General features: G+C 61.5%; 24 protein-coding genes and 1 pseudogene. 13 read left to right on the forward strand and 12 right to left on the reverse strand.

Annotation, left to right across the window (positions count from 1 at the left end; translation table 11 throughout):
* Positions 1-11: 11 nt before the first annotated feature.
* From BA011_RS28065 to BA011_RS28075, 3 genes are read right to left on the reverse strand one after another with little or no spacing between them, the layout of a single operon-like run.
* Positions 12-1499 (reverse strand): NAD-dependent succinate-semialdehyde dehydrogenase, encoded by a 1488-nt coding sequence (locus BA011_RS28065; RefSeq protein ID WP_065283553.1) that lies wholly within the window; start codon positions 1497-1499, stop codon positions 12-14.
* 13 nt (positions 1500-1512) lie between these two features.
* Positions 1513-2742 (reverse strand): iron-containing alcohol dehydrogenase, encoded by a 1230-nt coding sequence (locus tag BA011_RS28070; protein WP_065283218.1) that lies wholly within the window; start codon positions 2740-2742, stop codon positions 1513-1515.
* Positions 2739-3773, reverse strand: coding sequence for an Ldh family oxidoreductase (locus BA011_RS28075; protein ID WP_065283219.1), 1035 nt, complete (start codon positions 3771-3773; stop codon positions 2739-2741). Before BA011_RS28075 ends, BA011_RS28070 begins: the two co-directional genes overlap by 4 nt.
* Positions 3774-3869: 96 nt before the next feature.
* Here BA011_RS28075 and BA011_RS28080 point away from each other — a divergent pair, with 96 nt between their 5' ends.
* Together BA011_RS28080 and BA011_RS28085 are read left to right on the forward strand one after the other, a co-directional pair.
* Positions 3870-4568 carry a GntR family transcriptional regulator gene (locus tag BA011_RS28080; RefSeq protein ID WP_065283220.1) on the forward strand — a complete coding sequence of 233 codons (699 nt, stop codon included), beginning with the start codon at positions 3870-3872 and terminating at the stop codon, positions 4566-4568.
* Positions 4569-4623: 55 nt separating this feature from the next.
* Entirely contained in the window at positions 4624-5217 is a 594-nt protein-coding gene (locus BA011_RS28085; RefSeq protein ID WP_027664639.1) for a DJ-1/PfpI family protein, read from the forward strand.
* A 70-nt stretch (positions 5218-5287) separates the two neighbouring features.
* Here BA011_RS28085 and BA011_RS28090 read toward each other — a convergent pair whose 3' ends face one another.
* The 4 genes from BA011_RS28090 to BA011_RS28105 are packed head-to-tail and all read right to left on the reverse strand — an operon-like array spanning position 5288 to position 8997.
* Positions 5288-6478: a M24 family metallopeptidase gene (locus BA011_RS28090; RefSeq protein WP_065283221.1), complete on the reverse strand. Its 1191-nt coding sequence runs from the start codon at positions 6476-6478 to the stop codon at positions 5288-5290.
* 32 nt (positions 6479-6510) lie between these two features.
* The gene (locus tag BA011_RS28095) at positions 6511-6924 is read right to left on the reverse strand and encodes a cupin domain-containing protein (protein ID WP_065283222.1); all 414 of its coding nucleotides are present in this window, start codon (positions 6922-6924) and stop codon (positions 6511-6513) included.
* Between the two features lie 22 nt (positions 6925-6946).
* Positions 6947-7789: a phosphoenolpyruvate hydrolase family protein gene (locus BA011_RS28100; RefSeq protein WP_065283223.1), complete on the reverse strand. Its 843-nt coding sequence runs from the start codon at positions 7787-7789 to the stop codon at positions 6947-6949.
* Positions 7790-7800: 11 nt separating this feature from the next.
* Entirely contained in the window at positions 7801-8997 is a 1197-nt protein-coding gene (locus BA011_RS28105) for a Tm-1-like ATP-binding domain-containing protein (protein WP_065283224.1), read from the reverse strand.
* Between the two features lie 99 nt (positions 8998-9096).
* On the opposite strand from BA011_RS28105, the gene BA011_RS28110 reads away from it, so the two are divergent.
* The 8 genes from BA011_RS28110 to BA011_RS28140 all read left to right on the forward strand — a co-directional run bounded on the left by BA011_RS28110 (position 9097) and on the right by BA011_RS28140 (position 15807).
* Positions 9097-9735 carry a TetR/AcrR family transcriptional regulator gene (locus tag BA011_RS28110; RefSeq protein ID WP_065283225.1) on the forward strand — a complete coding sequence of 213 codons (639 nt, stop codon included), beginning with the start codon at positions 9097-9099 and terminating at the stop codon, positions 9733-9735.
* On the forward strand, positions 9732-9896 hold the full coding sequence (locus tag BA011_RS44480; protein WP_186806569.1) for a hypothetical protein: 165 nt from the start codon (positions 9732-9734) through the stop codon (positions 9894-9896). The genes BA011_RS28110 and BA011_RS44480 overlap by 4 nt, the downstream gene beginning before the upstream one ends.
* A gap of 194 nt (positions 9897-10090) precedes the next feature.
* Positions 10091-11401 (forward strand): ABC transporter substrate-binding protein, encoded by a 1311-nt coding sequence (locus BA011_RS28115; protein ID WP_065283226.1) that lies wholly within the window; start codon positions 10091-10093, stop codon positions 11399-11401.
* 157 nt (positions 11402-11558) lie between these two features.
* Positions 11559-12464 (forward strand): carbohydrate ABC transporter permease, encoded by a 906-nt coding sequence (locus tag BA011_RS28120; protein WP_065283227.1) that lies wholly within the window; start codon positions 11559-11561, stop codon positions 12462-12464.
* 1 nt (position 12465) lies between these two features.
* Positions 12466-13425, forward strand: a complete 960-nt coding sequence (locus BA011_RS28125; RefSeq protein ID WP_065283228.1) for a carbohydrate ABC transporter permease — start codon at positions 12466-12468, stop codon at positions 13423-13425.
* Positions 13422-13625: a hypothetical protein gene (locus BA011_RS28130; protein WP_065283229.1), complete on the forward strand. Its 204-nt coding sequence runs from the start codon at positions 13422-13424 to the stop codon at positions 13623-13625. Before BA011_RS28125 ends, BA011_RS28130 begins: the two co-directional genes overlap by 4 nt.
* Complete coding sequence (locus BA011_RS28135; protein WP_065283230.1) at positions 13622-14731, forward strand: ABC transporter ATP-binding protein; 1110 nt, start codon at positions 13622-13624, stop codon at positions 14729-14731. Before BA011_RS28130 ends, BA011_RS28135 begins: the two co-directional genes overlap by 4 nt.
* Positions 14731-15807: an ABC transporter ATP-binding protein gene (locus BA011_RS28140; protein WP_062942813.1), complete on the forward strand. Its 1077-nt coding sequence runs from the start codon at positions 14731-14733 to the stop codon at positions 15805-15807. Before BA011_RS28135 ends, BA011_RS28140 begins: the two co-directional genes overlap by 1 nt.
* Before the next feature lie 79 nt (positions 15808-15886).
* Here BA011_RS28140 and BA011_RS28145 read toward each other — a convergent pair whose 3' ends face one another.
* Genes BA011_RS28145 through BA011_RS28160 form a run of 4 tightly spaced genes read right to left on the reverse strand, consistent with a single transcriptional unit; the run spans position 15887 to position 19694 of the window.
* Positions 15887-16861: an NAD(P)-dependent oxidoreductase gene (locus BA011_RS28145; protein ID WP_065283231.1), complete on the reverse strand. Its 975-nt coding sequence runs from the start codon at positions 16859-16861 to the stop codon at positions 15887-15889.
* 21 nt (positions 16862-16882) lie between these two features.
* The gene (locus tag BA011_RS28150; protein ID WP_151343601.1) at positions 16883-17575 is read right to left on the reverse strand and encodes a FadR/GntR family transcriptional regulator; all 693 of its coding nucleotides are present in this window, start codon (positions 17573-17575) and stop codon (positions 16883-16885) included.
* 2 nt (positions 17576-17577) lie between these two features.
* A complete protein-coding gene (locus BA011_RS28155) occupies positions 17578-18747 on the reverse strand; it encodes a mandelate racemase/muconate lactonizing enzyme family protein (RefSeq protein WP_065283555.1) in 1170 nt (389 codons plus the stop codon).
* A gap of 59 nt (positions 18748-18806) precedes the next feature.
* Positions 18807-19694, reverse strand: a complete 888-nt coding sequence (locus tag BA011_RS28160) for a sugar phosphate isomerase/epimerase family protein (RefSeq protein ID WP_065283554.1) — start codon at positions 19692-19694, stop codon at positions 18807-18809.
* 344 nt (positions 19695-20038) lie between these two features.
* Between BA011_RS28160 and BA011_RS28165 the strand changes: the two genes are divergently transcribed.
* The 3 genes from BA011_RS28165 to BA011_RS28175 all read left to right on the forward strand — a co-directional run bounded on the left by BA011_RS28165 (position 20039) and on the right by BA011_RS28175 (position 23582).
* A complete protein-coding gene (locus tag BA011_RS28165; protein ID WP_065283233.1) occupies positions 20039-20890 on the forward strand; it encodes a sugar phosphate isomerase/epimerase family protein in 852 nt (283 codons plus the stop codon).
* A gap of 598 nt (positions 20891-21488) precedes the next feature.
* On the forward strand, positions 21489-22889 hold the full coding sequence (locus BA011_RS28170; RefSeq protein WP_065283234.1) for a selenium-binding protein SBP56-related protein: 1401 nt from the start codon (positions 21489-21491) through the stop codon (positions 22887-22889).
* A gap of 24 nt (positions 22890-22913) precedes the next feature.
* Positions 22914-23582: a hypothetical protein gene (locus tag BA011_RS28175; RefSeq protein ID WP_065283235.1), complete on the forward strand. Its 669-nt coding sequence runs from the start codon at positions 22914-22916 to the stop codon at positions 23580-23582.
* 772 nt (positions 23583-24354) lie between these two features.
* On the opposite strand, the pseudogene BA011_RS28180 reads toward BA011_RS28175, so the two are convergent.
* A pseudogene (locus tag BA011_RS28180) lies at positions 24355-26062 on the reverse strand (adenylate/guanylate cyclase domain-containing protein).
* Positions 26063-26325: the final 263 nt, after the last annotated feature.

A 26325-nucleotide genomic window follows, 5' to 3' on the forward strand; every position in this document is an offset into this window, starting at 1 on the left:
AGGTTCCTCCCTCAGAAACTTGTCGCAATGTACTTGGCTTCCATGAACTCGGCGATACCGTGATGCTGCCCTCCTTCACGTCCAAGGCCGCTTTGTTTCACACCGCCAAAGGGGGCAGCGGGATCGGAGACCAGTCCACGATTTAGCGCAATCATGCCCGCCTCGACCTTGGAGGCGACCTGCATGCCGCGGCCAAATTCGCGGGTATAAATGTAGGCGGCGAGGCCATATTCCGTATCGTTGGCCGCAGCGATGACCTCGGCCTCGGTCTCGAAACGATAGAGCGGCGCGACGGGACCGAAAATCTCCTCGCAGCCCATGTCGGAGGTCGGGGGAACATCGACAAGCACCGTCGGTGGATAAAAAAAGCCGCGTCCTGCCGATGTTCGTCCGCCGCAGAGGGCGCGCGCGCCGCGCGAAATGGCGTCCGCGACCAGGCGCTCGATCTTCTCCACCGCCTTGCGCGTGATCATCGGACCGCACTCGGTATCCGGATCCACACCCGGGCCGACCCTAAGGGCGGCCATGCGTTGGGTAAATTTTTCGGCGAAGGCATCATGGATACCGGACTGGACGTAAATGCGGTTTGCAGCCGTGCAGGCCTCACCCGCATTGCGCATTTTCGCGACCATCAGGCCTTCGATCGCCGCGTCAATGTCCGCATCGTCGAAAACGATGAATGGCGCGTTGCCGCCGAGTTCCATGGAACAGGAGATGACATTTTTCGCCGCTTCCGCCAGAAGCGTGCGGCCGACGCCCGTCGAGCCGGTGAAGGAAAGTTTTCGCACGCGCGGGTCGCTCAGCATGGCGGCGATGACGGGGCCCGGCGTCGATGTTGTCATCACGTTCACGACGCCCGGCGGCACGCCAGCCTCCTCGTAGAGAGCCGCAAGCGCATAGGCCGTCAGCGGCGTCTCGCTCGCCGGCTTCAGGATGACGGTGCAGCCTGCGGCAAGGGCAGGCGCGATCTTGCGGGTCGCCATCGCAGCCGGGAAATTCCACGGTGTGATGAGAACGCAGATGCCGATAGGCTGGTAATCGACGACGATGCGGTTTCCACCGGCCGGGGCAATGCCGAACTCGCCAGAGATGCGCACCGCCTCCTCGGCATTCCACCGAAAGAACTCTGCCGCATAGGCGACCTCGCCGCGCGCGTCGCGCAACGCCTTGCCGTTCTCGAGCGAAATGAGCCCGGCGAGCGTTTCGGAACGCTCCACCATAAGTTCAAAGCAGCGGCGCAGGATCTCGGAACGCTTTCTCGGCGGCATCTCGCGCCAGCCTTCCGCCGCACTTGCCGCAGCCTTCACGGCCGCCGCCGCATCCGCGACCGTGGCATCGGGCACAGAGGCAATGACCGCCTCGGTCGAAGGGTCGATCACCTCGATTCGGCCCTCGCCCGCCGCAGGCCGCCAGGCGCCGCCAATATAGAGGCCGTCGGAGAAAGCGCTGAGCCCGAAGGGATCTTGGTCTGGATGCGACGAATGCTGGTTGACGTTCATGATGTTTTCCAAGTCAGAGGGCGGAAGCAGCCAGGTCGCCGTCATAGGCCGCCCGCACCAGGCCGCGCATGGCAACGGCATCGAAGGAGCGGGGATTATTCTTGATCAGCCGGCCGATGCCGAGCGCCTGCTCTGCGGCCCAGTCGATCCGGTCTTCCGGCAGGCCGAGGCTGGCGAGCGTCGGAGCGATGCCAATCGCGGCAAAGAGGCGGCTCACCTCTGCGATCGCGGCATCGGCAACCGTCTCGTCGTCCTCTACTCCGGTGGGATCGAGGCCGAGCGCCCTACCGACAATGGCGATGTCCGCTGTAGCGACGCGGCGATTATAAGTCATCACATAGGGCAGCATGGTCGCAACCCCGAGGCCGTGCGGCGTATGGGTCAAGGCACCGACCGGATATTGCACGGCATGGGCCGCAGCGGTGCCCGCCGTTCCGAAGGCGCAGCCGGCTGCGAGCGCGCCCATCATCACATCGGCGCGCGCATCGATGTCGGCGCCGTCGACGAAGGCCTTCTCCAGGCTCCGGCTGAGGAGCCGGATGGCATGCAGCGCGAACTGGTCGGAGAGATCGCTCTTTCCGATGAAGACATGCTGCTGCGCGAGTTCAGGATCGCCGGGGCGGCGCATGGCCGTGAAGGCTTCGATGGCATGCGTCAACGCATCCGCACCGGCAATCGCCGTGAGCCCAGGCGGGCAGGATAAGGTCAGTTCCGGGTCGCAGATCGCCGCTGCGGCGATGAGATATGGGCTGGAAATGCCAACCTTTAGGGTACGATCAGAATCGGAAACAACCGCAACCGGCGTCACCTCGGAGCCGGTCCCTGCCGTCGTCGGCACGGCGATGACCGGCAGGACGGGCGCCGGCACCTTGAACTCACCGTAATAATCGGCGAGTGCGCCTCCGTGAGCGAGCAGGAGCGAAGCGCATTTGGCCATGTCGAGACAGCTGCCTCCACCGATGGCGATCACCATATCGGGCTCAAAGCCGCGCGAGGCTTCAACGCAAACCGCGACCGTATCTTGCGGCACGTCCGGCAGCGTGCGGTCATGCACCAGGACGACAATGCCGGCTGTTTCAAGCGCGGCGATCATTTCCGCGAAGACGGGTGTTGCGGCAAAACGCGCATCCGTGCAGACGAGTGCGCGCCGGCCGGTCCTGCTGGCGACGCTCGCGAGCGCGTGGCGCTGGCCGACGCCGAACAGGATTTCCCGCGGCAACCTCAAGGCGGCAAACAGGCTCATGATCTTTGTCCCTCGAAGGCCAGAATGCGCGGGCGCGAAAGCGCGTTGAGGTCTTCCCAGAGGCGCTGGTCGATCTCGAACCCATTGCGGCTTGCCGCCGCTCGCCGCCCGCGGGCGCGATCGCCCGGGACGAGAACCGGTTCGCCGGCGCTGGCGGGTGGTGAAGCGCGCACGGCATCGAGATAGGTCGACAGCCGCTCCGGCAGTCCCGGCGCCAGACTGGGCTCGATCAAGATGAAGACGTCGCCCTTGTTGCACGGCGACTGGCTGTCGAGCGTACCGCGCGCATCCGGCGCGAGCGCCGAGCCGGCAAGAGCTGCCACCAGCAGCTCAAAAGCAATGCCGAGGCCGTAGCCTTTCGCGTCGCCAAAGGGCGCAATCGCGCCGGCCTTCGCACGCCCCGGATCGGTCGTCGGCTTGCCGGCCGCATCGCGCGCCCATCCCTCGGGAATGGGCCTGCCGGTCGCCGCGTGATGATGGATCCTGCTCATCGGCACGAGGCTGGTGGCCAGGTCGAGCACGAGCGGTTCCTCGGCCGTTGGCACGGCGATGGCGATGGGGTTGGTGCCGAGCATGGCCCGGGTGCCGCCGAAGGGATGGACCAGCGCCTCGCTTGACGAGAGCGCGATGCCGACGAAACCCATTGCGGCGATGGCCTCCACATAGTGCGCGAGCATGCCGAGATGGTTGGCATTGCGCACGGCGACAAGGCCGATGCCAAGATCCGGAATGTGAGGCGCCAGCCGCTCGATCGCGGCCATGGCGACGACGGGCCCAAATCCCGACGAACCCTCCACCTCCAGCACCGCATCCGCGCGCCAGCGCTGCGTGCCCTTCGTCTGCGGGTCAATGACACCGCGATCGATCCGTTCGACCAGCCGCGGAAGCCGGTACAGGCCATGCGAGGGGTGCCCCTTCATCTCCGCCGTTACCAGGACACGAGCCTGCAGGGCCGCATGGTCACGCGGTGCGCCATGCTCTTCCAGCAGCCGGGTGGCAAGCGCGAGCGCTGCCGCTTCGGATATGCGCATAATTTTTCCTCCCTATATTAAATCGTATAGGATATAGGATTGTCTTGGGCGCAGCATCGTGCTAGCGATTGAACCTGTCAAGAGGCAAGGCAGCAGATGATTTCGACGAGACCGAAGGAACCCTTAACGGGCACAACCCAGATACCGCGCGCCAACAGCCTGGCGGGCGACGTCTACGAGGCAATCTTCAACCAGCTCATGTCGTTGAAGATCGCGCCGGGGGCTCGGATTACGGTCGACAACCTGGTCAGGGAATTCAACGTCTCACACACCCCTATCCGCGAAGCCCTCGGCCGGCTTGAAGGCGAAGGCCTCGTCGTCAAGCAGCATCTGGTCGGCTATCGTGCCGCGCCGCAAATCACGCGCCACCGCTTCGACGAACTCTATGAACTGCGCCTGCTGCTGGAACCTGCCGGCGCTGCGAAGGCGGCCGAGGCAATGAACGACGAAAAGCTGGCCATTCTCACCGAGGCCGCAGGCGTGATGACACGCAGCGACAACAGGGACGAACGAGCGAACTATTCGGCCTTCGCGCGCCAGGACGCCATCTTTCACGACCGGATCATGGAATTTGCCGGCAACGAGTTGATCCGCGAGATGCTGACATTCCAGCACACGCATTTCCATATCTTCCGCCTGATGTTTCATCGCCGTGTCACCGAGGAGGCACTCGGCGAGCATCAGAGGCTGCTTGATGCCTTCGCGGCGCGCGACCCCGGCGCGGCTGCGAACGCAATGCGCATCCATATCGAACATTCGCGCGACCGGCTGTTACCGGCCTTCGACGAAATCTGAGCAACCCGGCAGGCAAGGTCGTGCCTGCCCGATCTGACAATGAGGAGGAGAACCCATGCCCGGCAAGAAAATCCTGATGCTCACCGGCGATTTCACCGAGGAGTACGAAATCTTCGTCTTTCAGCAGGCGATGGAGGCGGTCGGCCACACGGTGCATATCGTGTGCCCGGATAAGAAGGCCGGCGACATCCTCAGGACGTCGCTGCACGATTTCGAGGGAGACCAGACCTACACCGAAAAACTCGGGCACAACGTCACCATCAACAAGACGTTTTCCGAGGCCGAGAACCAGCTCGATCAGTATCACGCCGTCTACTGCGCCGGCGGGCGGGGACCGGAATATATCCGCACCGACAAGCGGGTGCAGGCGATGGTGCGTCATTTCCACGAACAGAAGAAGCCGATCTTCACCATCTGCCACGGGGTCCAGATTCTGATCGCGGTCGACGGTGTCGTTCGCGGCAAGAAGGTTGGTGCACTTGGGGCATGCGAACCGGAGGTCACCCTGGCGGGCGGAACCTATATCGACCTCTCGCCAACCGAAGCCTATGTCGATGGCACGATGGTTTCGGCCAAGGGCTGGACGGCGCTCGCTGCCTTTATGCGCGAATGCCTGAAGGTGCTGGGAACAGAGATCCACCACAGCTGAGACGACGGCACCAAGCAACGAAAGGCCCGGCAGGTGATATCTGCCGGGCCTTTTTGCAATGGGCCTGCAATCACGCTCCGCCGCGGTTCCAGCCGCGGCCACGGTCGCCGAACATTTCATAGCCGCCATCGGTGACGGCAAGCGTATCCTCCAGCTTGATGAATCCGCGCTTCGGGTGAAGCATCGTCGTCTCGACCGAGATCACGCTCCCGGCTTCCAGCGGTTTGTCGGCATCGATGCCATCATAGGTGACGGGGTGGTTCGTCATGAGGAATGGCGCTTCGTGGGCGATGAGGCCCATGCCATGGCAGAAAAAGTCGGTGAAGGCCGCCGACGGCGAGGCCTTGAGCTCGGCTTCTGCTGCCTCAATCATTTCACTGCCCGGAGCGCCTGCCCTGACCTTGGCGAAGGCCGCTTGCTGGATGCATTCGACTTCGGCCAGAAGGTCCTCCAGCTCTGCATCCGGCTCGCCGAGCACACCCATGCGGCAGAGGTCACCGATATATCCGTGATAGTTGCCGCCGGAATCGATCGACAGGATCTCGCCCTCGGCCCAGGCCTGCGGCGAGCCCGCGCGATTGTGGCTGGAGCCGAGCGTCAGCAGGCAATATTCGAAGTGCAGGCCGCGGTTCGTTTCCTCCCGGCGCAGTTGCTCGATGATCTCCATCTTCGTCGAGCCGGCGCGGGCCGCCGCGATCGTCGCCAGCATAGAGTCGGTGATCAGTTCGGAAGCGCGTCTCAGCTTTGCCAGTTCATCCGTCGTCTTGACCGCCCTTAGCCGCTCCAACACACGCGTGGCATCGACAAATCGAGCGCCGTCCAGCCGAGAGGCAAGCAGGTCGCGGGCGTCGGAGGGCAGGAAGGCTGGCTCGATGCCGACGCGCCCACCGGCCTTGCCGATCTTCTTCAGGTGCTCGACGGCGAGCCCGGCGGCATCCTGTGTGCCCCAGCTCGCCGTATGCACGGCGGGCGTCCAGAATGGGTTGTTCTGGTGCTCGGCGCCCTCCATGCGGTTCCCCACATAGGCGGAGTGACCAGGCGCGCCTTTCTCATAAATCACCATCGGCAGGTACCGGCTATGCCCGATCGCATCCATGGCGGCGAAGAAGATGAACTTATAGCCGCCCATGAGATATTGGGTGTTGTGTTTGGAAGTGGCGACGATGACGTCGATACCGGCTTCCTCCATGAGACGGTCGAGCTTGGCCGTATCGAACGGCGTCACGGCGGCCTGCCTTGTTTGCCCTGCATTGTCGTTCATCGTCTTTCCTCCCAGAAAATGGATGCGCCGCCTCAGAAGCCCGGCGGCAGCAGGCGGAAGTCCGGCAAATCGCGAAGCGCAAGCTCCGGCCCGGCCGGTGAGTAGACCACGAAAAGGAGCATCTTCGCGCCGCCAGTGTTCTTCGTAGAATGAAAGCGACTTTCCGGAATATAGATCGTGCAGCCGCTGGCGACCTTCTGCGTGATCGGATTACCATTCTCGTCCTCGACCATCTGCTCACCCTCGCCGGAAATCACAAAAATGATTTCCTCCGCGCCAGGGTGATTGTGGCGGGAATGGCCCTCGCCGCTTGGCAGCTCGACGACGCCGCCGGAAAAGCGGCTGGCGCCGTTGACCTCGGGAGCCACAGTCAGCGACAGCTTGCCCCAGTCGAAACCGAAGGCGCTCACATCCTCAGGATAGATGAAGTACTTGTCCTTTACCATGAAACCTCCTCCATGCCCTTCCTCAGACGACCGCACCGATGGCGAGCGCCTTGAAATCTTCCGTCTGCTTGCGGATTGCCGCCTCTGCCGGCAGGCGCTCCATCGAGCTTGCGCCATAAAAGCCGTGGCAGCCAGGGCAACGCTCGAGAATGTAGCGCGCATCCTCCGGCATGGAGATCGGGCCGCCGTGGCAGAGCACGATGACGTCGTCGCGCACGGAATGTGCCGCCTTGGCGATCGCGGCGATCTCCTCGACGCAGTCATCGAGGGACTTGCCGGATGTGGCGCCGATCGTGCCGCCGGTCGTCACCCCCATATGCGCCACGACGATGTCGGCGCCAGCGGTCGTCATGGCGATAGCCTCGCTTTCGTTGAACACATAGGGCGTCGTCAGCAGGTCGAGCCCGTGGGCGGTGGCGATCATCTCGACCTCCAGATTGTAGCTCATGCCCGTTTCCTCGAAACTCTGCCGCATCCGCCCATCGAAGAGGCCTATTGTGGGGAAGTTCTGTACGCCGGAAAAGCCCATTGCCTTGAGGTCGGCGAGGAAGCGCGGCATCAGTACGAAGGGGTCCGTGCCATTGACGCCGGCAAGAACCGGCGTCTTTTTCACGACCGGCAACACTTCAAGCGCCATGTCCTTGACGATCTCGTTGGCATTGCCATAGGCGAGCAGTCCGGCCGCCGAACCGCGGCCCGCCATGCGGTATCGCCCGGAATTGTAGATAATGATGAGGTCGATGCCGCCCGCCTCCTCGGCCTTGGCGGAGATGCCGGTGCCGGCACCGCCCCCGACGATCGGCACGCCGGCTGCGATCATGCCGTGAAATTTTTCGAGGATGGTGTTGCGCGGTATGACTGGCATCGATTTGTCTCTCAGGGGTTGGCGATGTCACGATAGGCCGCGACGGCGGCCTCGGCGAAATCCGGGTCGTTGATATGGAGTGGCAGGCGGATGATACGCCGTGACGCCGTCGGCTTCACCGTCGCCTCGAGCGCGGCGAAAAGCGCGGCGTCGGCTTGTGGGTCGAAGAACGGACCGTCTTCGATGTCGAGGGCCGAAACGCCCTTTTCGGGAATGAGGAAACGTACGGGGCCGTGGCAGAGATTGAGCTTGTCGCCGATCCAGCGGCCGATCTGCGCGCATTCGGCCGACGTCGTGCGCATCAAGGTGACGTTCGGGTTGTGCCGGTAAAACAGCCGGCCGGCATAACGCTCCGGGACGGTCTCCGGCGCCCAGAAGTTCACCATATCGAGCGCACCGACCGAGCCGACATAGGGCAGGCCTTTGCGAGCAATGGCGCCGAAACGGTCCGAGGTGGCGGGCAAGACGCCGCCGAACAGCAGGTCGCAGACCTCGGTCGTCGTGATGTCGAGCACGCCAGAGATGAGCTCGCTGTCGGCAAGCTTCTCCATCGCACGCCCGCCCGTGCCTGTCGCGTGGAAGACCAGGCAGTCATAGTCCGCTCGGAGGCGCTCGACCATGGCGGATACGGCAGGTGTCGTAACGCCGAACATGGTAAGCCCGAGGGCTGGTTTGGATGCAGTCACCTCAGCCGGCCGGCGGGCCATGGCGGTGATCGCCTGGGCGGCGTTGTGAAGGATGACGCGGCTCAGCCGGTTCAGGCCCGCCATGTCCGTGACTGAGGGCATCATCACGATGTCTGAAACATCGACAAAGGGAGCCACATCGCCGGATGCGAGCGTCGAGACCATGATCTTTGGCAGACCGAGCGGCAATTGGCGCATGCCTGCGGTAATGATCGAAGTGCCCCCGCCTCCACCGATTCCGATGACGCCAGCGATGTCCTGGCGCTCGACGAGGAAGCGCGCGAAGGCAATGCCCATCGCCTCGACCGCCGTTCCGCGGTCGCCGCTGGCAAGAACGGCTCCAGCCCCGTCCGGATGGCACGCCGCCACTGCGTCGGCCCGCACATCGACGGAGGTTTGAGGCTCGCGGATGCCGACGTCGACACGAACGACAGCCCCGCCCGCCGCTTCGATGCAAGCGGCCAGATAAGCAAGCTCCTCGCCCTTCGTGTCGGCCGTGCCGACCACGTAGATCTGCTTCATTTCCCCTCCGATACCGGTTGGGTTTCCTCCCAGTATACCCCACGTCCGGGCAAAGCGATGGGCCCTTGCAAATTTGTGAGACGTGCGTATCATAAAGATATGGATGTCTCACGTCAACAGAACGAAACAGCCAGGACCGAGCGAGGCCCGCGTGCCCGCACGCGAAAACTGATGCTTGAAACGGCAACGCGGCTCATGCAGTCCGGCATCACTCCATCGGTAAGTGAAGTCGCCGAGGCTGCCGAAGTCTCGCGCGCGACGGCCTACCGTTACTTTCCAAGCCAGGCCGCGCTCGTGCATGCCGTAGTGGATGAGGCTCTGGGGCCGATACTCAGTTGGTCGTCGGACAGTCCGGATGCACGCACCCGCGTTGCCGACCTCTTGGCGACCGCAATGCCGCGCATCGACGAGTTCGAAGCCACCTTCAAGGCGGCGCTGAAACTTTCGCTGGACCAGTGGGCGCAGCGTCAGGCCGGCACGCTCGGCAACGAGCCGCTATTCACGCGCGGCCACCGGGTCGACTTGCTCAAGTGCGTGACGGCTCCCCTGCAGGGCACCGTGCCGGCCGAATCCCGGGAACGCCTTGCGCAGGCGCTTTCGCTTGTCTTCGGCGTCGAGGTGCTGATCGTGTTGAAGGATATCTGGGGCCTGACCTCCGAAAGCGCGCAGTCTGTTGCCGAGTGGGCCGCCAAGGCGCTTGTTGATACGGCGTTACGGCAGGCGGAGAGCAAAGCATGACGTGGGGAACCTTCAAATCAATCCAACAATTGGTTGGACCAGATGAAGCAAATGCGGTCGAGAACGGCGAGGAGGAACGTAAGGTCGCCGAACAAGACTACATGAGCGGAGCCGCAATTGTGGGAAGAGATCCAGAAGTGTGCAAGACGAACCTTTGCTAAATGCTCTCCGAGGCTCACTCTTGACGATATTGGCGTTTGGTACTACCAGATTAGGGAATAACATTCAGGCTTGAGATCTGAAACGCGCCAGGGTCGGGGAGGACCCCAGCACGAAAATCACCCAGGAGGATCGGGAAGCCGGATCGGGAGGCCCGCGATGACGCGGGAAGCGTGCATAAATGGGAGGAAACGTTATGCGCAAAACTATGGCCGGTCTCTTTGCCGGTGTCGGATTGATGTGGGCCTGCGGAACATCCGCACAGGCCCAGGAACTGACGATTTTCTGGGCCGAGTGGGACCCGGCAAATTACCTTCAGGAACTCGCCAACGAATACGAGGCTGAAACCGGCGTCAAGGTCACGGTCGAGACCACGCCGTGGGCCGACTTCCAGACCAAGGCATTCACCGAGTTCAACGCCAAGGGTTCAGCCTATGACATGGTCGTCGGCGACAGTCAGTGGATCGGAGCGGCGTCAGAAGCCGGCCATTACGTCGATCTGACCGACTTCTTCACCAAGCACAATCTGACCCAGGTGATGGCTCCGGCAACTGTAAAATACTACGCCGAATATCCGGCGAACTCGAAAAAGTATTGGTCAGTTCCGGCCGAAGGCGACGCCGTCGGCTGGTCTTACCGCAAGGACTGGTTCGAAGATCCCAAAGAGATGGAGGCGTTCAAGGCCAAATACGGCTACGACCTCGCCCCGCCGAAGACATGGGCCGAGATGCGCGACATCGCCGAGTTCTTCCACCGTCCCGACCAGAAGCGCTACGGAATCGCCATCTACACCGACAACTCTTATGACGGTCTCGTCATGGGTGTCGAGAACGCGATCTTCTCGTTTGGAGGCGAACTCGGCGACTACCAGAGCTACAAGGTCGACGGCATCATCAATTCCGAGAAGAACGTCAAGGCGCTTGAGCTTTATCGCGAGCTCTACGGCTTTACGCCTCCGGGCTGGGCCAAGTCCTTCTTCGTCGAGAACAACCAGGCGATCACCGAGAACCTGGCAGCGATGAGCATGAACTACTTCGCCTTCTTCCCGGCCCTGGTGAACGAGGCGTCCAACCCGAACGCCAAGGTTACCGGCTTCTTTGCCAATCCGGCAGGCCCAAACGGCGAGCAATTCGCAGCGCTCGGCGGCCAGGGCATATCGGTCATCTCCTACTCAAAGAACCAGGAAGAGGCGATGAAATTCCTCGAATGGTTCATCAAGGACGAGACCCAGAAGCGCTGGGCCGAACTCGGCGGCTACACGGCAAGCGCCAAGGTGCTTGAATCGCCGGAGTTTCAGAACGCGACACCCTATAACAAGGCCTTCTACGAGACGATGTTCAAGGTGAAGGACTTCTGGGCAACGCCTGAATATGCTGAACTGCTGATCCAGATGAACCAGCGCATCTACCCCTTCGTCACCGCCGGGCAAGGCACGGCGAAGGAAGTGCTCGACTCTCTGGCAGCGGACTGGAACGCGACGTTCAAGAAATACGGACGCAATAAATAGCAAACGCGATCAGCGGAGGGGCTCCGTCGCCCCTCCGTTTGCATTCTGCATCTCGCGCCCAAAGGCGCGGTTCGAGAGGGCGCGGCGCCCGGAATTCACTTCGCGCATCGTGATGCCGTTCCGGCATCCGGCGCCGAACTCTCGGAGGAGGAGAGGATTGGCCACCGCAGTCATGACATCGCTGGACACGAAATCGAGTGCCGCATCTCGCGGCATGAGCGACATCCGGATTCGCAATCTCTTCATCATCCCGACGATCCTGTTCCTGATCGTCTTCAACATCTTTCCGCTGATCTATTCGCTCGGCTATTCCTTCACCGACTTTCGCGCTTCGTCGAACGCGCCGGCCAACTTCGTCGGCCTGCAGAACTACCGCGAATTGCTAAACGATCCTTTCATCTGGTCGAATTTCGCCATCACCGCGAAATATGTGATCGTCTCTGTGACGGGGCAGGTGATCGTAGGCTTCGGCACCGCGATGCTGCTCAACCGCGATATCCCGCTAAAGGGTCTTCTGACGACGCTGCTGCTGCTGCCGATGATGCTCTCGATGGCCGTGGTCGGCCTCTTCTGGAAGCTGCTCTACGATCCGTCCTTCGGCATCATCAACTACGCACTCGGCCTCGGCTCCTTCGAATGGCTGTCGAATCCGGACATGGCGCTCTATGCGGTCGCAATCACCGACATCTGGATGTGGTCGCCCTTCGTGATGCTGCTGTCGCTTGCCGGCCTTTCGGCCGTGCCGAAGCATCTCTACGAGGCAGCGGCGATCGACCGGGCGGGGCCGTTCTATACCTTCTTCCGCATCACGCTGCCGCTGGTGGCGCCGATCCTGATGATTGCAATCATCTTCCGTACGATGGAGGCCTTCAAGACCTTCGACCTCGCCTACATCCTGACCAGCCAACCGACAACCGAGGTGATCTCCATCCGGCTCTACAAGATGGCCTTCCAGGAATGGCAGACGGGGCGCTCCTGCGCACTCGCCTACATCGTGCTCGTCATGGTTCTCGCCATCACCAACATCTACGTGAAGTACCTCAACAAAGTGAAGGAGCGCTGAAATGGCTGCCGTCCAAACCCGCTCCGAACGCGCGCTGAACCGGGTGGCGATCGCCGCCGTACTGGTCATCACGCTGATCTTCCTGGCGCCGATCTACTGGATCACCTCGACGGCCTTCAAGCCGCGCAACCTCGCCACCACCATTCCGCCGACGGTGCTCTTCGAGCCGGAACTCTCGCCCTTCGTGAAGCTCTTCACCAAGCGCTCGCAATTGCGCGGGGCGCCGACTCCTGAAGAATATGCCGCCGCCCCCTGGTGGGAGCGGATGGTGTTCGACGGCGGCGAGAAGATCGTTCGCTCCGGCCGCGGCGAGGTGCAGCCCTCCGGCTATCCGAACCGCTTCATGAACTCGCTGATCGTTGCCATCACGTCCACGGTGCTGGCTGTCGGTATGGGGACCTTCACGGCCTACGGCTTCTCGCGCTTCAAAGTGAAGGGGGAGGCAGACCTTCTCTTCTTCATCCTGTCGACGCGCATGCTGCCGCCCGTCGTCGTGGCGATCCCGATGTTCCTCATGTACCGTGTCGTCGGCCTCAACGACACGCATTGGGGCCTCATCATCCTCTACACTGCCTTCAACCTTTCCTTCTCCGTTTGGCTGATGAAGGGCTTCATCGACGAGATCCCGAAGGAATACGAGGAGGCCGCGCTCGTCGACGGCTACACGCGGATGGAGGCCTTTTTCAAGATCGTCATTCCGGAAGCGGCGACCGGCATCGTCGCGACCGCGGTTTTCTGCTTCATTACGGCCTGGAACGAATATGCATTTGCGCTGATCATGACGAACCGGCGCGCGCAAACCGCTCCCCCCTTCATTCCGAGCCAGGTCGGCTCAGGCCTGCCGGATTGGACGGTCATTGCCGCCGGCACGTTCCTGTTCCTGCTACCGGTCGCCATCTTCACCTTCCTGCTCAGGAACCATCTCCTGCGCGGCATGAGCTTCGGAGCGATCCGCAAATGACCTTCCGCGCCTTGAACCACAAATATCTCGAACCCGCTTCGCAGTATCTGATGATCCTCGGCATCATCGCGCTCTGCCAGCCCTGGAACCTGTTTTTGCATCGCTACGGCATGACGATGACGCTCGTCGGACTGATTGCCTTCATGGTGACGACTAAAATCCCGCGGGACGCGCAACCAGACGAAGGCAGCCATTCATGACGCAGATCGAACTTCGCGGGATCCAGAAATATTTCGGTGCCGTCCAGGTCATCAAAGACCTTAATCTCGCTATCGCCGACAATGAATTCATCGTGCTGCTTGGACAATCGGGCTGCGGAAAGACGACGACATTGCGCGCCGTCGCGGGGCTGGAGACGATCGACGAAGGCGACATTCTGATCGACGGTCAGCCGGTGCAGCATATCAAGGCATCCGGCAGGGACATCGCCATGGTGTTCCAATCCTTCTCGCTCTATCCGCACATGACGGTCTACGAGAACATCGCCTTCCCGCTCCGCGCTACCCGGATGAGCCGTGCCGATGTCGATGCGTCGGTCCGCGAGATCGCCGGTGTGCTGCGCATCACCGGTCTGCTGACCCGCAAGCCTTCGGCGCTGTCAGGCGGCGACATGCAGCGGGTCGCAATCGGCCGCGCGCTGGTGCGACGGCCAAAGGCCATGCTGATGGACGAGCCGATCGGTGCGCTCGACGCGAAGCTGCGCGAGGAGATGCGGGCGGAAATCAAGCGCCTGCATATCAAGCAGGGTTCAACCACCATCTACGTGACGCATGACCAGGTGGAGGCCATGTCGCTCGCCGACCGCATCGTCATCATGCACGAGGGCATCCTTCAGCAAGTCGGCACGCCGGAAGAGGTTTACGCGCAACCCGCCAACACGTTCGTCGCCCAGTTCGTCGGAAGCCCGGTCATGAACATGGCGCCGGCGACTATCAGCGAAACGGGCAGCCATACCAGCGTGCAGGTCGGCGACGGGACGACGGGCTTCGAATTCCCCGCCGTGCTGGCTAATCGCCTCGCCGACGCAAGAGCCGAGAACGGCAAGTTGACACTCGGGGTCCGGCCTGAGGGCGTGCTTGTTTCACGGGAGGCCCGGGAGGGCTTCATGCCGGTCGAGGCGCATATTATCGAGCCTCTCGGCTCGCACGACATCGTGGACCTGAAGGTCGGTCACCAGATGATCAGGGCACGGACCAAGAGCGGTTTCGTGCCTGGTCCCGGCGAAGCCGTGTGGGCACGCATCGACCCCGCCCAGGCACATTTCTTCAACACCGCGACCGGCTCGTCGCTGGGGATCAGACTCTGATGGCGCATATCGAACTCAAGGGCATCACCAAGACCTTCGGCAGCCACACGGCGCTGAAAAACCTGAACATCGACATTGCTGACGGCGAGTTCTTCGTGCTGCTCGGGCAGACCGGCGCGGGCAAGACGACGACGCTGCGCCTGATCGCCGGTCTCGAGAAGCCGACCGCAGGCCAGATCTTCATCGACGGACAGGACGTCGCCGACTGGGGTGCCGCCGAGCGCGACGTGGCCCTGGTGCTCCAGCAATACTCGCTTTACCCGCGCTATACGGTGCGGGAGAACCTGGAATTTCCATTGAAATCCCGTATCCGTCGCGTTGAACCCGGAGAAATCAAGGAGCGCGTCGACCGCGTTGCGAAGACTCTGCGCATCGAACATCTGCTCGACCGCAAGACGGACCGGCTGTCGGGAGGCGAGATGCAGCGCGTATCGATCGGCCGGGCCATCGTGCGCAAACCGCGGGTCTTCTTGATGGACGAACCGCTTTCGGCGCTCGACGCGAAACTTCGCGAAGCACTTCGCACCGAGTTGAAAAACCTGCAGATGAACCTCGGCGCGACCTTCCTCTTCGTCACTCACGACCAGATAGAGGCCATGTCGATGGGTGACAAGATCGGCGTCCTGAACAATGGTCAACTGGTGCAGACGGGTACGCCGCAGGAGATCTACGGAAACCCGGTCAACACCTTCGTCGCGCGCGCGGTCGGCTCGCCGCCGATGAATCTGATCGCCGGCACGCTTGCCGGCGGCGAGGCAGTGGCCAGCGAGGGCTATCGGCTGCCGCTCGGCAACGGACACGGGATCGCGACAGACGGTCGCCCGCTCACCTTCGGCATCCGTCCCGAGGACATTTTCCTCGACAGTGGCGCGCCCGGCGAAGCACGGGTCCACGACGTGGAAAACCATGGCGTCGAAAAGATCGTGACGCTGCGCACCGGCGAGAAGTTCATCCACGCGACCGTGCCGACACAGACGGCGCTTCGGATCGAGGATGAGGTTCGCTTTTCATGGAATCCGGAAAAGGTCGTGCTGTTTGACGCCGGAAGCGGTGTAAGCCTGCGGCACGCGGGCTGACCTGATCGGTCGGAAGGATGCCAGCGGTCTCGGCGGCACGGCAGCGGCAGCGAGCGTTTCGAATTGTCGCGACGAGGCGCTATGCGGGAAAGCGCCTGCGATAATGTTCCACCACTTCGGGATTGCGCAAATTAACGGGCAAGTCGCCCTTGATGACGCGCAGGGCTTCGCTCGCCGCGCCTGTTCCCATGCGCATCATGCTCTCTTCCGTCAGACCAGCGAGATGCGGCGTGACGATGACGTTGTCAAAGCCGAAATAGGGATGGTCGAGCGGCAGCGGCTGTGTTGCGAAGACGTCGAGCGCGGCTCCGCCGATGCGGCCATCGCGCAGCGCCTCGATCAACGCCGCGTCATCGATCACCGGGCCGCGCGAGACGTTGACCAGAATGGCCGCGGGCTTCATGCGCCCGATGCGACCGGCATTGAGCAAGCCGGTCGTCTCCGGCGTCAGCGGGCAGCAGAGCACGACGATATCGGCCGTCGCAACAAGCTCATCGATCGCCAGGAAGCGCGCGCCGTCCGGCACGCTTTCCGCCGACCGGCTCGTGGCGACCACCTCCAGGCCGAAACCGAACTTCGCCATCTTGAAAATCGCCTTGCCGACATTGCCCGTACCGACAATGCCCATGGTGCGGCCGGCGAGGTCGACGGCCGCGTCCGATTGGGCGCGGCCCGCCACCCAGCCGTTCTGACGCAGTTCACGGTCCATAAGGCGGAAGCGCCGAAGCAGGGCCAGTGTCACGAGGAAGACGTGCTCGGCGACAGTCGAAGCATTGGCGCCCGGGACGTTGGCGACAAGCACGCCGGCACGGGTCGCCGCATCCATCGGCACCATGTCGAGCCCTGCACCATGGCGGATCGCCGCGCGAAGCGCCGGCGCATCCTCGAAGAAGGCCGGCGGGATCGGCGCGCGTACGACGACGATGCCCGCACCGCGGCCTTCTCGCAGCAACGTTTCGGGATCGGGCGCGGAAGCCACGCGCAGATCACCCGCAGCCTCAAGCATGGCCCTGGCCGCAGGGTGCAGGGGATGTGTGGAAAAGATGAAGCTCATCGGCCCTCCCGCCGGTTGCGCCTATTCGGCTGCCGTCGCTGGACCGCCGATGAGACCCTTCCAATAGCTTTCCGCACCTTGAAGATGCGCGCTCATCAGCGCCTGGGCCAGATTGCCGTCTCGGGCAAGCAGCGCCTCGTAGATGCGGATATGTTCCTCATGCGAGCGCCGGCTGCGGGCGGGGTCGGCAAAATAGATCGGCAGGCGGTGCTCGCCCATGACGTAGTAGACGCTGCACACCCGATGGAAGACGCTATTCTTGGTGGCGCGGACGATCTCCAAATGAAAATCCCGATCCTCGCGCGCCAGGCCCTCGCCGGCGGCAAGCTTCGCCTCCGACGCCGCGAGGATATCGCGCAAGTGCTGGTAATTCTCCTCCGTCGCCCGATCGCAGGCGAGCTCCGCGGCCTTGATCTCATGGATCTTGCGAAGCTCCACGGTCTCGTAGATCAGGATGGGATCAAGCGGCACGCCGGCGCGGGCAAAAAGCGCCATTGCCTCCACGCTCGCCTCCGTGGTCGTCAGATAGATGCCCGACTTGGCCCGGCGCTCGACGATACGCATTGCCTCCAGAATGGCCAGCGCCTCTCGAACCTGGCCCCGGCTGACGCCGAAATGCTCCGCAAGCTCTCGCTCCGAAGGCGTGCGGCCGTTGCCGCTCGAGTTCGAGAAAAGATGGGCCGCGAGCTCGGAGAGGAGGGAATTTTCTTTCATCGTCATTGTCTTTGCGCGTGAGTCTCCAGGACCCGCTGATTGATCGTGAAGCCCAGGCCAGGCCGGTCCGGGATCTCTATCATACCGTCCTTCACCGACACAGTGTCCTCGACAAGATCATGGATCATCGGATTGGCGCCGAGCGAATATTCGATGATGAAGCTTACCGGGGAAGCCGCGCACAAGTGCAGGCCGGAAAAGAAGCAGGGCGCACCGGCCCAAAGATGCGGTGCGAAACGGAGATTGAAGGCGCTGGCGAGCGAACTGATGCGCATCGCCTCCGTAATGCCGCCGCAGAAGGCAGGGTCCGGCTGGAATATGTCGGCGGCCCGAAGCATGGCAAGATCTCGGAAGGCAAAACGCGTCGCCTCGCTCTCGCCGGCAGCGATCGGCACGTTCCCAGCCGCGCGCACCTCCGCCATGCCAGGCTTGTCATCGGCTATCACCGGCTCCTCGAACCAGGCGAGGTCGCAATCGGCAACCATCTGGATGAAGCGCTTGGCATCGGCAACAGTATACGTCCCGTGCGCATCGACCATCAGGTCGACGTTGGGCCCGACCGCTTTGCGAGCCGCCCGCACGCGCGATGCCGAGACATGCGGCGCACGATCCATCGCGCCGACGCGCATCTTGACTGACTTGAAACCGCCGGCCGCGATATAGGACCGGAGTTGATCACCGATCCGCTCCGCACTCTCCCAACCGCCCGAGGCATAGGCGGGCAACCTGTCGGCCTTGCGGCCACCCAGCAGCTTCCAGACGGGAACGCCGAGCGACTTGCCGAGAATGTCCCAGAGCGCTATGTCGACCGCGCTGATCGCCGCGACGGAAAGGCCGCGCCGCGCGATCTCGGGCATGGCGTGACCCGAACGCGCCGCCGTCTCGTGGCGTACGCCGTTGTAAAGCATCTCCCATATGGTGGAGATATCGGCAGGATCGCGGCCGATGAGCTTCGGCCCCACCTCGTGGTTGATCATGTGGACCAGCGTGCCGTAGGTGCCAGCACTGCCCGCGGCATTCTTACCCTCTCCCCAGCCCACGATGCCGTCGTCCGTTTCGATCCGCAGGATCGCGCTATCGAAGGTCGTCAGTCGGCCGAAGTCGCTGCGGTGCTGACGGCTGGCCTCGATGGGAATTTTAATCCACCAGGCCTCTACGGTCTTGATGCGCATGTCTCGGATCCCCTGCCCCGCACGGCCCGCGAGCCGCATGGCATATGTCTTTCCGTTCGTTACTTGATCAGCGGCAGGATCGTCTCGGCAGTGATCCGCATCTGATCATCGTAGAACTTCTCAGTGAGAAGGCTCGAGCCGTGGTCCTGGATGAATTTCAGTTGCTCCGGGGGTATGTCGACAGGGTTTCGCTCGACCATGTCCGGATATTTGGCGGCGGGCGTCCGGTCGACCGGAGCGACGAATTCGTTGGTGACGGCGCCATCGTAACCAATCTCCTTCAGCGTGCCGACGATCTTCGGCCAGTCGAGATGGCCGAGGCCGGCGGCAAAACGATTGTTATCGGCGACGTGGAAATCGAACAGGCGCTTTCCAGCGAGCCGAATCGCTTCATACATGTCCTCCTCCTCGATGTTCAGGTGGAAGGCATCCAGGCACACCCCGCATTCAGGGCTGACGGCATCGGCGAGCGCCAGCGCTTGGGCGGCACGGTTGAAGAAATAGGTCTCGAAACGGTTGAGCGGCTCGACGGCAATGCGCACACCCCTCTTCTGCGCATGGGCAAAACACTCCCTGGTAGCGTCCACCACCCATGTCCACTCTTCCTCCTCGGTGCCATCCGGCACGACCTTGCCGACGGTCGCCGGCACGAGGGTGACGATCTCGCCATCGAGTTCGCTGACCATGGTGATGACGCTCTTGACATAGTCCACTGACCTGGCGCGCTGACCTTCATCCCTGGCGGCAAGATTACGCTCGCCGAGCGTCAGCGTAACGGCGCCCCAGCAGTGGATGCCATACTCTTTCAGCAGCGCACGGGTCTCCTTGACGTCGTACTGGGCCGGCTCGCCGGATATCTCGATGCTTTCGTAGCCATATTTCTTGATGCGCTTCAGCGTGACGGCGAGCGGTTCGGCCCGCATCCAGTTATGTGTCGAAAGATGCATGAGGTCCTCCCAGACAGTTGCAGCACGTTCGACCGCCAATCGGGCGGCAAAGGTCATGTTATGGTTGGCCACTCTCGCCACCTTCGGCAATCTGGTTAGGCCAATTCTCGTTATTTGAAAGCTCTAGCTCAATTCTTAACCCTCTGCAAGACGGGCCAAAAGGGCGATATTTCTTCTGCCGATCGATACTTAATACAGCATTTCCCGCTTTGGCGCGAATCCGGCATCCCAAGCGCGCAATAAACTGGCTTGACCAGATTCGAAGATTTGGTATGACCAGATTTGGAAAAGTGATAGGGCGTTGAAATCGTCGCGCAGTGGCCGCAGGGCCAAGTGGAGGGGAGATGAAGATAGGCATGTGCATGTTCCTCTGGACGACAAGTGTCGGCCGGAAACACGAGGCACTGTTACGCGATATCAAGGACACGGGGTTTGACGGTGTCGAGATCCCGATCTTTTCGGGCACACCCGACGACTACCATCGGCTGGCAGACATGCTGGACCGGATCGGCCTGGAACGGACCGCCGTTTCCGCCATGGGCGACCCCCAGATGAACCTGATCGCCGCCGACGCCGCGACCCGCAGGCGCGGCATCGACTACATGAAATGGGCCATCGACTGCAGCGATGCGCTGGGCGCGACGATGCTGAGCGGCCCGCTACATTCGACGCTCGGCAAATTTTCGGGAAGCGGGCCGAGCGCGGCGGAACTCAAGCGCTCGGTTTCCTCACAACGCGCGATCGGCGATCATGCAGCAAAGCACGGCGTAACGATCGGGCTTGAGGCGCTCAACCGCTTCGAATGTTACCTCTTCAACACGATGGACGACCTTGCGGCCCATATTGACGCGATCGGACATCCGCATATCCGCGCCATGTACGACACCTTCCACAGCAATATCGAAGAGGCCGATCCCATCGGCGCCTTCACGCGAAACAGTGACCGCATCGTCCATGTCCACATTTCGGAGAACGATCGCGGCGTACCGGGGCGTGGCAACATTCCCTGGGCCGAGACGTTCACAGCATTACGCGCGAGCGGCTACGACGGGTGGCTGACAATCGAGGCCTTTGGTCGGGCGCTCAAGGAGCTCGCCGCCGCGACAAAGGTCTGGCGCGACTTTTCCGAGACACCTGAAGCGGTCTATCGCGAAGGCTACCGCCATATCCGCGATGGATGGCACGCGGCGGCATGAATACCAACCGATTCTCGCCGCCGTCGATAGGGGAACCGTCGGCCTGAACGCTGCACTGGCAGGCCACGCCTTACGCTTGAGCAATCACCCTCTGCCGCTCTCATTGAGCACCAGGTTCCCTTGCATATCGGAGGGATTCCGAAGGCGTCCGCTCAGGAGACATCCCCTCAGGAAACCAGGGACATCGGCGGGCGAAGCGCTGCCGCCACATACCTCTGAGCGTCATTGACCAACAGGACCTAGCGGCCAGTCACCTCGATGATCTCGCCACCCTTGTGTGCGCATGTTGGCAATGCTGAATTCGCCGGCCGCTCAATGTGGGGATAACAGTATCACTCGTAACGATGGCTTCGCACGGCCGCCGGGCATCGATTTTTTGAAGCCAACCAAGCTCCTCGTAGAATCTGTAGTCCATGTCATTGATTCCTCTTCCGGTGCAAATCGAGATTGTAGTTCTCTAGAATCCGTGAGATTCTTCAAAGTCGGATGAAAATAGCGTGCGAACAACAAAGCGTCTCGACGTTTTCGGCGGGCGTCCAAACGCAGGTCGTGCCCTGATTGTCTGACGGGCTGCTTAACCCGCCAAGGGAGGACGACGATGACTGTACGGCCAGACCGGACTTTCCACGCGACTGCCAAGCTCGCAATGCAGGCGCCAGTCGAAAATTTTGCGTACACTTTGATGTTGAGTCCCGACTTCTCTCGGCCTGATGGATTAGCAATAGTTGACGTAGACCCGAAGTCAAAGGACTACGGCAAGGTCGTCCATAGCGTGATAATGCCAAACAAGGGCGACGAGTTCCACCACTTCGGCTGGAACGCGTGCTCTTCGGCCCTTTCGCCGCTGAACGGTCACCCGTTTCTCGAGCGCCGGTTTCTGATCATTCCCGGTATTCGATCTTCGCGCATCTACGTAATAGACACCAAGGGCGGACCGACCAAAGCCAAAATCCACAAGGTCATCGAGCCAGAAGAAGTGTTTGCCAAGACGGGCTATTCTAGGCCTCATACGATTCACTGCGGTCCGGAAGGTATTTATATCTCGACGCTTGGGGGCGGTGGCCCTGAGGGCACCGACGGACCTCCCGGCATCTTTGTCATGGATTGCGAGACGTTCGATGTCATCGGGCGCTATGAGATCGATCGTGGGCCACAGGACAAGCAGTATGATTTCTGGTGGAACCTGCCACGCGACTACATGGTATCGAGCGAGTGGGCACTTCCGCCGCAGTTCGAGAAGGGCATCGTCCCGGAAGATCTCCTGTCGAACAAATACGGACACCGGGTGCATTTCTGGGATTTGCGCGAACGCAGGAACGTGCAGACCATTGATCTGGGAGTCAATCACCAGATGGCACTGGAAGTCCGCCCCGCCCATGATCCGGTAAAGGAATACGGTTTCCTTGGAGTGGTCGTTGACACGACAAACCTTGAGGGATCGATCTGGACATGGTGGCGCGAGGACGGCAAATTCCATTGCGAAAAGACGGCGACTATCCCGCCCGAGGCAGCCGCGAAAGATGACCTTCCCCCGCTTTTGCAGGGCTTCGAGGCGGTCCCGCCGCTGGTAACCGACATAGACCTATCGCTCGATGACCGCTTCCTCTACGTATCCTGCTGGGGGACCGGTGAGATGCGCCAGTATGACGTCACCGATCCTATGAAGCCTAAGCTTGCAGGGTCCGTCCATATTGGCGGCATCACGCGCAAGACCAAGCATCCCGGCGGCGGCGACTACAGGGGCGGACCGCAGATGGTCGAGATCAGCCGCGACGGCAAACGCGTTTACTGGACCAACTCCCTGTATTCGACCTGGGATGACCAATTCTATCCCGATGGTATCCCGGCAGCCATGGTCAAGGCCAGTGTCGGCGAGAACGGTGGGATCACCCTGGACAAGGACTTTTATGTCAAGTTCCCCGAGGGGTATCGCTCGCACCAGATTCGTTTGGAAGGCGGCGATTGCTCAACGGATTCATTTTGCTATCCATCGGTGTAACGGACTGCTCGGATCAATGAAGCGATGAGCGAGTGGACGACTGCCGGGTCTCTCTGGTTGGCCGTCATCGCCAGCGGCATTTATCATGGCGTCAACCCCGGCATGGGCTGGCCGTTGGCCGTCTCGGCCGGACTATTGGACAGACGTGCCAACGAATTGTTCCGGGCGCTCGGCCTTTTGGCAATGGGCCACTTTGTGGCGATGATTGGCATCCTGCTGCCCTTCGGCGCGATGCTGACGCTGATTGTCTGGGAACGACAGATCCGCATCGCAGCCGGGTTGATCGTGATCGCAGCCGGAATCTATCTCTTGATCAACCGGCGCCACCCGCGTGTTCTTGCTCGAATCCCGCCGGCGCAACTGGCGTTGTGGTCCTTCGCGGCTGCCACCGCGCATGGCGCCGGGCTGATGCTGGTGCCGATTTATCTAGGCCTGTGCTTGGCCGCGGAACCGGATGTCGGACACCGAGCGGCTGCCACGCTCATGACTGGTAATCTGATCACCGCCACCGCCGTCTCCGTGGTCCACGCGGCCGCTATGATTGTAAGTGGCGGCGTTATCGCCATTGCCGTCTATCGATGGCTCGGACCCAAGTTCATCTCACAAAGCTGGTTCAATCTCGATATCGTGTGGGCCGCGAGCCTGATCCTGGTAGGGGGAATTGGGATCGCGAGTCTCGGATTCGCTCAGTAGGCCTGAGGCCCTCGATGGTAACGACAAGCGCATTGCACATGATGTTATGAGTGCAACTTCTCTCTTAGCTAATCCTTTCCCGTGACGGACTTGATGATTTGACTGCGCTACAAGCCGCGCTTGCCCAGCACCGTGAACCCCTTAGGCAGGTCACTCCGGACCACTTAAAATTCGGGGCACCGGCTGAACTGGAAACACGGCAGCGATGTGCGCCACGAAGACATTCTGCATCGAGCGGCAATCCTGCCGCTTGTACTTTGTCTGACTGCCCCACTAGCAGCCACTCAAGCGCGATGCGATCATCGATGTCGAGCGCTCCGCTTTTGATCGCGGTGGTCCTCGCCTTAAAAGGCGCTGATGCCAGCCCTCGTTTTCTTGGCGGCAGCTGCAGGATTAATCGTCTCGCCAGACTTGTGGGGGGCCGACCTTCGTTGCGGTCGCGCTCCGTATGCTGATCAATCTAGGCGAGGTGGTCTTTTCAAATGGCCATTTGAAGATCACGATGATCACGGCAAAACGCAAAGCGTATGTTCAGCGGCTCCTGGACAAGAGGGCGGAGCAAACGTTTCACTGTTCGAGTTCTTTAGGCTCAGGACCTAATGATTAGCGGATGCAAGCGGTCCAGCGGAAAAGTCATGCGAGACTCGGGCTGGTTGACGCGTTTTGTGGAGCGTCTGACGAAGCTTGGCACTGCGATCCAGACCGCCGTTCTCGCGCAGCGCATATCCGTTGATAAAGTCCTCGAACGCGTCGCGATTGTCCCCACCCGCTGTCACATCTCCGGCAGGCCGGCCTTTCGAAAGCCGTCGACAAAGTGGTCTCGTACAGATGCATCGCGCAGCGGCTGGGAGCTGAGCCAATGGCCGATCGTGAAATGAGGGTGGGCGATCAGGAACAATTCTGCTTCTCGCCGCGCCTCCTCAAGGTGGCCCAACTGCGCAAGCGTAGCAGCCAAGAATTTGCGTGAGTTGGTACGATACGTGTCTTCCCTGCGGAGGGTCGCGGCTGCCGCCTCATAGTCACGCGCGGCGTACTGCGCCTGCCCAAGATGACAAAGATACCAGCAGGTTGGATGGGGATTGAGCCGCAGAGCTTTTTCGATTTGCGCTAGTCCGTCGGCAACCCTGCCGTCCAGCACGGACATGTCCGACATGGCGGCCCAGGTGTCGGCGTGGTTGGGGTCCAGCTCCAGGGCCTTGGCGAAGGCGGCCTCCGATTCCTCCCATCGCCGCTCATAAGCCAAAATGGTCCCCAGAACGTAACGGCAGCCGGCATCGTTGGGATCTAGGTCGACCGCCTTCTGCGCGAACGTCACCGCCATCCGACGGTTAGGATCTTCGGGCTCGCCGAAATGAGTCCAGGCAAGCCAACGGTTATAGGCGAGCAGACCGAGCGCCTCGGCATATGATGGCTCGAGCTTAACCGCGCGTTGGAGCAGCATATAGGCCTCACGCTCAGTTTGCGGCGACTCTTCCGTCAGGAGGCGGGCGCGCACACACAGATCGTACGCCTCAAGGTTCTTCGGCCGATTGCGCTGCTTCGGGATGGTCAGCCGGCCGACGAGGGCTTCAACAATCTTGGCGTTAACTTCATCCTGTAATTCGAAAACATCTTCCACCGTCCTGTCAAACCGGTCGGCCCACAAGTGCTGGCCGCCAAGCGCGTCGATCAATTGGGCATTGATGCGGACACGGCCCATTGCGCGTCTGGCGCTCCCCTCCAGGACGTAGCGGACGCCGAGTTCCTGGGCGACCAGCCGCACGTCGACCGGCTTGCCCTTGTAGCAATACACGGAATTGCGCGCGATGACGAACAGGCCAGCCGTACCGGAAAGGTCGGTGATCAGGTCTTCGGTCAAGCCGTCGACGAAAGGCGCGTCCGCTTCATCCCCACTCATATTCGTGAACGGCAATACAGCGATCGAGGGACATTCGGGCAGCGGCAATGTGCTCTGCAGCGCATCCCGGCCAATGCCACACGCGCACCGGGCGAGTGAGGTTCTTTAGGTAGCGTTCGCCTGCATCAAAGAACCGGTCGCCGATCTTGCCGACGATCTCGCTGTGAACTTTGGCTGAAATGCATATACCGCCCGGTGCGGCCTGCGTCTCGAGTCGCGCCGCGACATTGACGCCGTCGCCGAGGATGTCTGAACCGTCGTCAATGACATCTCCCAAATTAACGCCTATACGCAAAAGCAGGCGCCGGTCTCCGGGAGCCTCAACAGCAGTGGTGGCCCGTTGCATTTCCAATGCTGCTGCGACCGCGTCGACCGCGCTACCGAATTCGATTAGGAATCCGTCGCCCACGACCTTGAAGATGCGACCCTTGTGGCGCATCACAGCCGGCTCGATAACGCCAGAACGGAGTTCCCTGAGGTTCGCCAGCGTTGCGACTTCATCAGCCTCCATCAAGCGTGTATATCCCACCACATCGGCAACGACGATGGCGGCAAGGCGACGCTGAATAGATTGGTCCGTCATGTGAGGACAAGCCTAACGACCAAATTAGCAAGTTATTGTTCAACCGCGGGTGAGTCAACAAATCGTAAGAGGTAATGTCCAGGCGATCTCCACCTCCATCGAGCCGTAATCCTTCTTTGTGACCGACGGCGTCGAGGTGGACGACACGGAAATGAGTATCCACGAAAAGCGGACGGTTCTTGAACGTCTGGTGATGGGCGGCGAGCGGGGGCCTCGGCAGAAGTGCCCAGTTCTGTCCGGGGGAGACCCGAAGTGCAACTGCG

The organism is Rhizobium leguminosarum (assembly GCF_001679785.1).
GTDB lineage: Bacteria > Pseudomonadota > Alphaproteobacteria > Rhizobiales > Rhizobiaceae > Rhizobium > Rhizobium leguminosarum_R.

What these genes read in the sequence shown, in the direction of transcription:
- BA011_RS28065 (WP_065283553.1), bottom strand. Translation starts at nt 1,499, where the DNA reads ATGAACGTCAACCAGCATTCGTCGCATCCAGACCAAGATCCCTTCGGG.
- BA011_RS28070 (WP_065283218.1), bottom strand. Translation starts at nt 2,742, where the DNA reads ATGAGCCTGTTTGCCGCCTTGAGGTTGCCGCGGGAAATCCTGTTCGGC.
- BA011_RS28075 (WP_065283219.1), bottom strand. Translation starts at nt 3,773, where the DNA reads ATGCGCATATCCGAAGCGGCAGCGCTCGCGCTTGCCACCCGGCTGCTG.
- BA011_RS28080 (WP_065283220.1), top strand. Translation starts at nt 3,870, where the DNA reads ATGATTTCGACGAGACCGAAGGAACCCTTAACGGGCACAACCCAGATA.
- BA011_RS28085 (WP_027664639.1), top strand. Translation starts at nt 4,624, where the DNA reads ATGCCCGGCAAGAAAATCCTGATGCTCACCGGCGATTTCACCGAGGAG.
- BA011_RS28090 (WP_065283221.1), bottom strand. Translation starts at nt 6,478, where the DNA reads ATGAACGACAATGCAGGGCAAACAAGGCAGGCCGCCGTGACGCCGTTC.
- BA011_RS28095 (WP_065283222.1), bottom strand. Translation starts at nt 6,924, where the DNA reads ATGGTAAAGGACAAGTACTTCATCTATCCTGAGGATGTGAGCGCCTTC.
- BA011_RS28100 (WP_065283223.1), bottom strand. Translation starts at nt 7,789, where the DNA reads ATGCCAGTCATACCGCGCAACACCATCCTCGAAAAATTTCACGGCATG.
- BA011_RS28105 (WP_065283224.1), bottom strand. Translation starts at nt 8,997, where the DNA reads ATGAAGCAGATCTACGTGGTCGGCACGGCCGACACGAAGGGCGAGGAG.
- BA011_RS28110 (WP_065283225.1), top strand. Translation starts at nt 9,097, where the DNA reads ATGGATGTCTCACGTCAACAGAACGAAACAGCCAGGACCGAGCGAGGC.
- BA011_RS44480 (WP_186806569.1), top strand. Translation starts at nt 9,732, where the DNA reads ATGACGTGGGGAACCTTCAAATCAATCCAACAATTGGTTGGACCAGAT.
- BA011_RS28115 (WP_065283226.1), top strand. Translation starts at nt 10,091, where the DNA reads ATGCGCAAAACTATGGCCGGTCTCTTTGCCGGTGTCGGATTGATGTGG.
- BA011_RS28125 (WP_065283228.1), top strand. Translation starts at nt 12,466, where the DNA reads ATGGCTGCCGTCCAAACCCGCTCCGAACGCGCGCTGAACCGGGTGGCG.
- BA011_RS28130 (WP_065283229.1), top strand. Translation starts at nt 13,422, where the DNA reads ATGACCTTCCGCGCCTTGAACCACAAATATCTCGAACCCGCTTCGCAG.
- BA011_RS28135 (WP_065283230.1), top strand. Translation starts at nt 13,622, where the DNA reads ATGACGCAGATCGAACTTCGCGGGATCCAGAAATATTTCGGTGCCGTC.
- BA011_RS28140 (WP_062942813.1), top strand. Translation starts at nt 14,731, where the DNA reads ATGGCGCATATCGAACTCAAGGGCATCACCAAGACCTTCGGCAGCCAC.
- BA011_RS28145 (WP_065283231.1), bottom strand. Translation starts at nt 16,861, where the DNA reads ATGAGCTTCATCTTTTCCACACATCCCCTGCACCCTGCGGCCAGGGCC.
- BA011_RS28150 (WP_151343601.1), bottom strand. Translation starts at nt 17,575, where the DNA reads ATGAAAGAAAATTCCCTCCTCTCCGAGCTCGCGGCCCATCTTTTCTCG.
- BA011_RS28155 (WP_065283555.1), bottom strand. Translation starts at nt 18,747, where the DNA reads ATGCGCATCAAGACCGTAGAGGCCTGGTGGATTAAAATTCCCATCGAG.
- BA011_RS28160 (WP_065283554.1), bottom strand. Translation starts at nt 19,694, where the DNA reads ATGCATCTTTCGACACATAACTGGATGCGGGCCGAACCGCTCGCCGTC.
- BA011_RS28165 (WP_065283233.1), top strand. Translation starts at nt 20,039, where the DNA reads ATGAAGATAGGCATGTGCATGTTCCTCTGGACGACAAGTGTCGGCCGG.
- BA011_RS28170 (WP_065283234.1), top strand. Translation starts at nt 21,489, where the DNA reads ATGACTGTACGGCCAGACCGGACTTTCCACGCGACTGCCAAGCTCGCA.
- BA011_RS28175 (WP_065283235.1), top strand. Translation starts at nt 22,914, where the DNA reads ATGAGCGAGTGGACGACTGCCGGGTCTCTCTGGTTGGCCGTCATCGCC.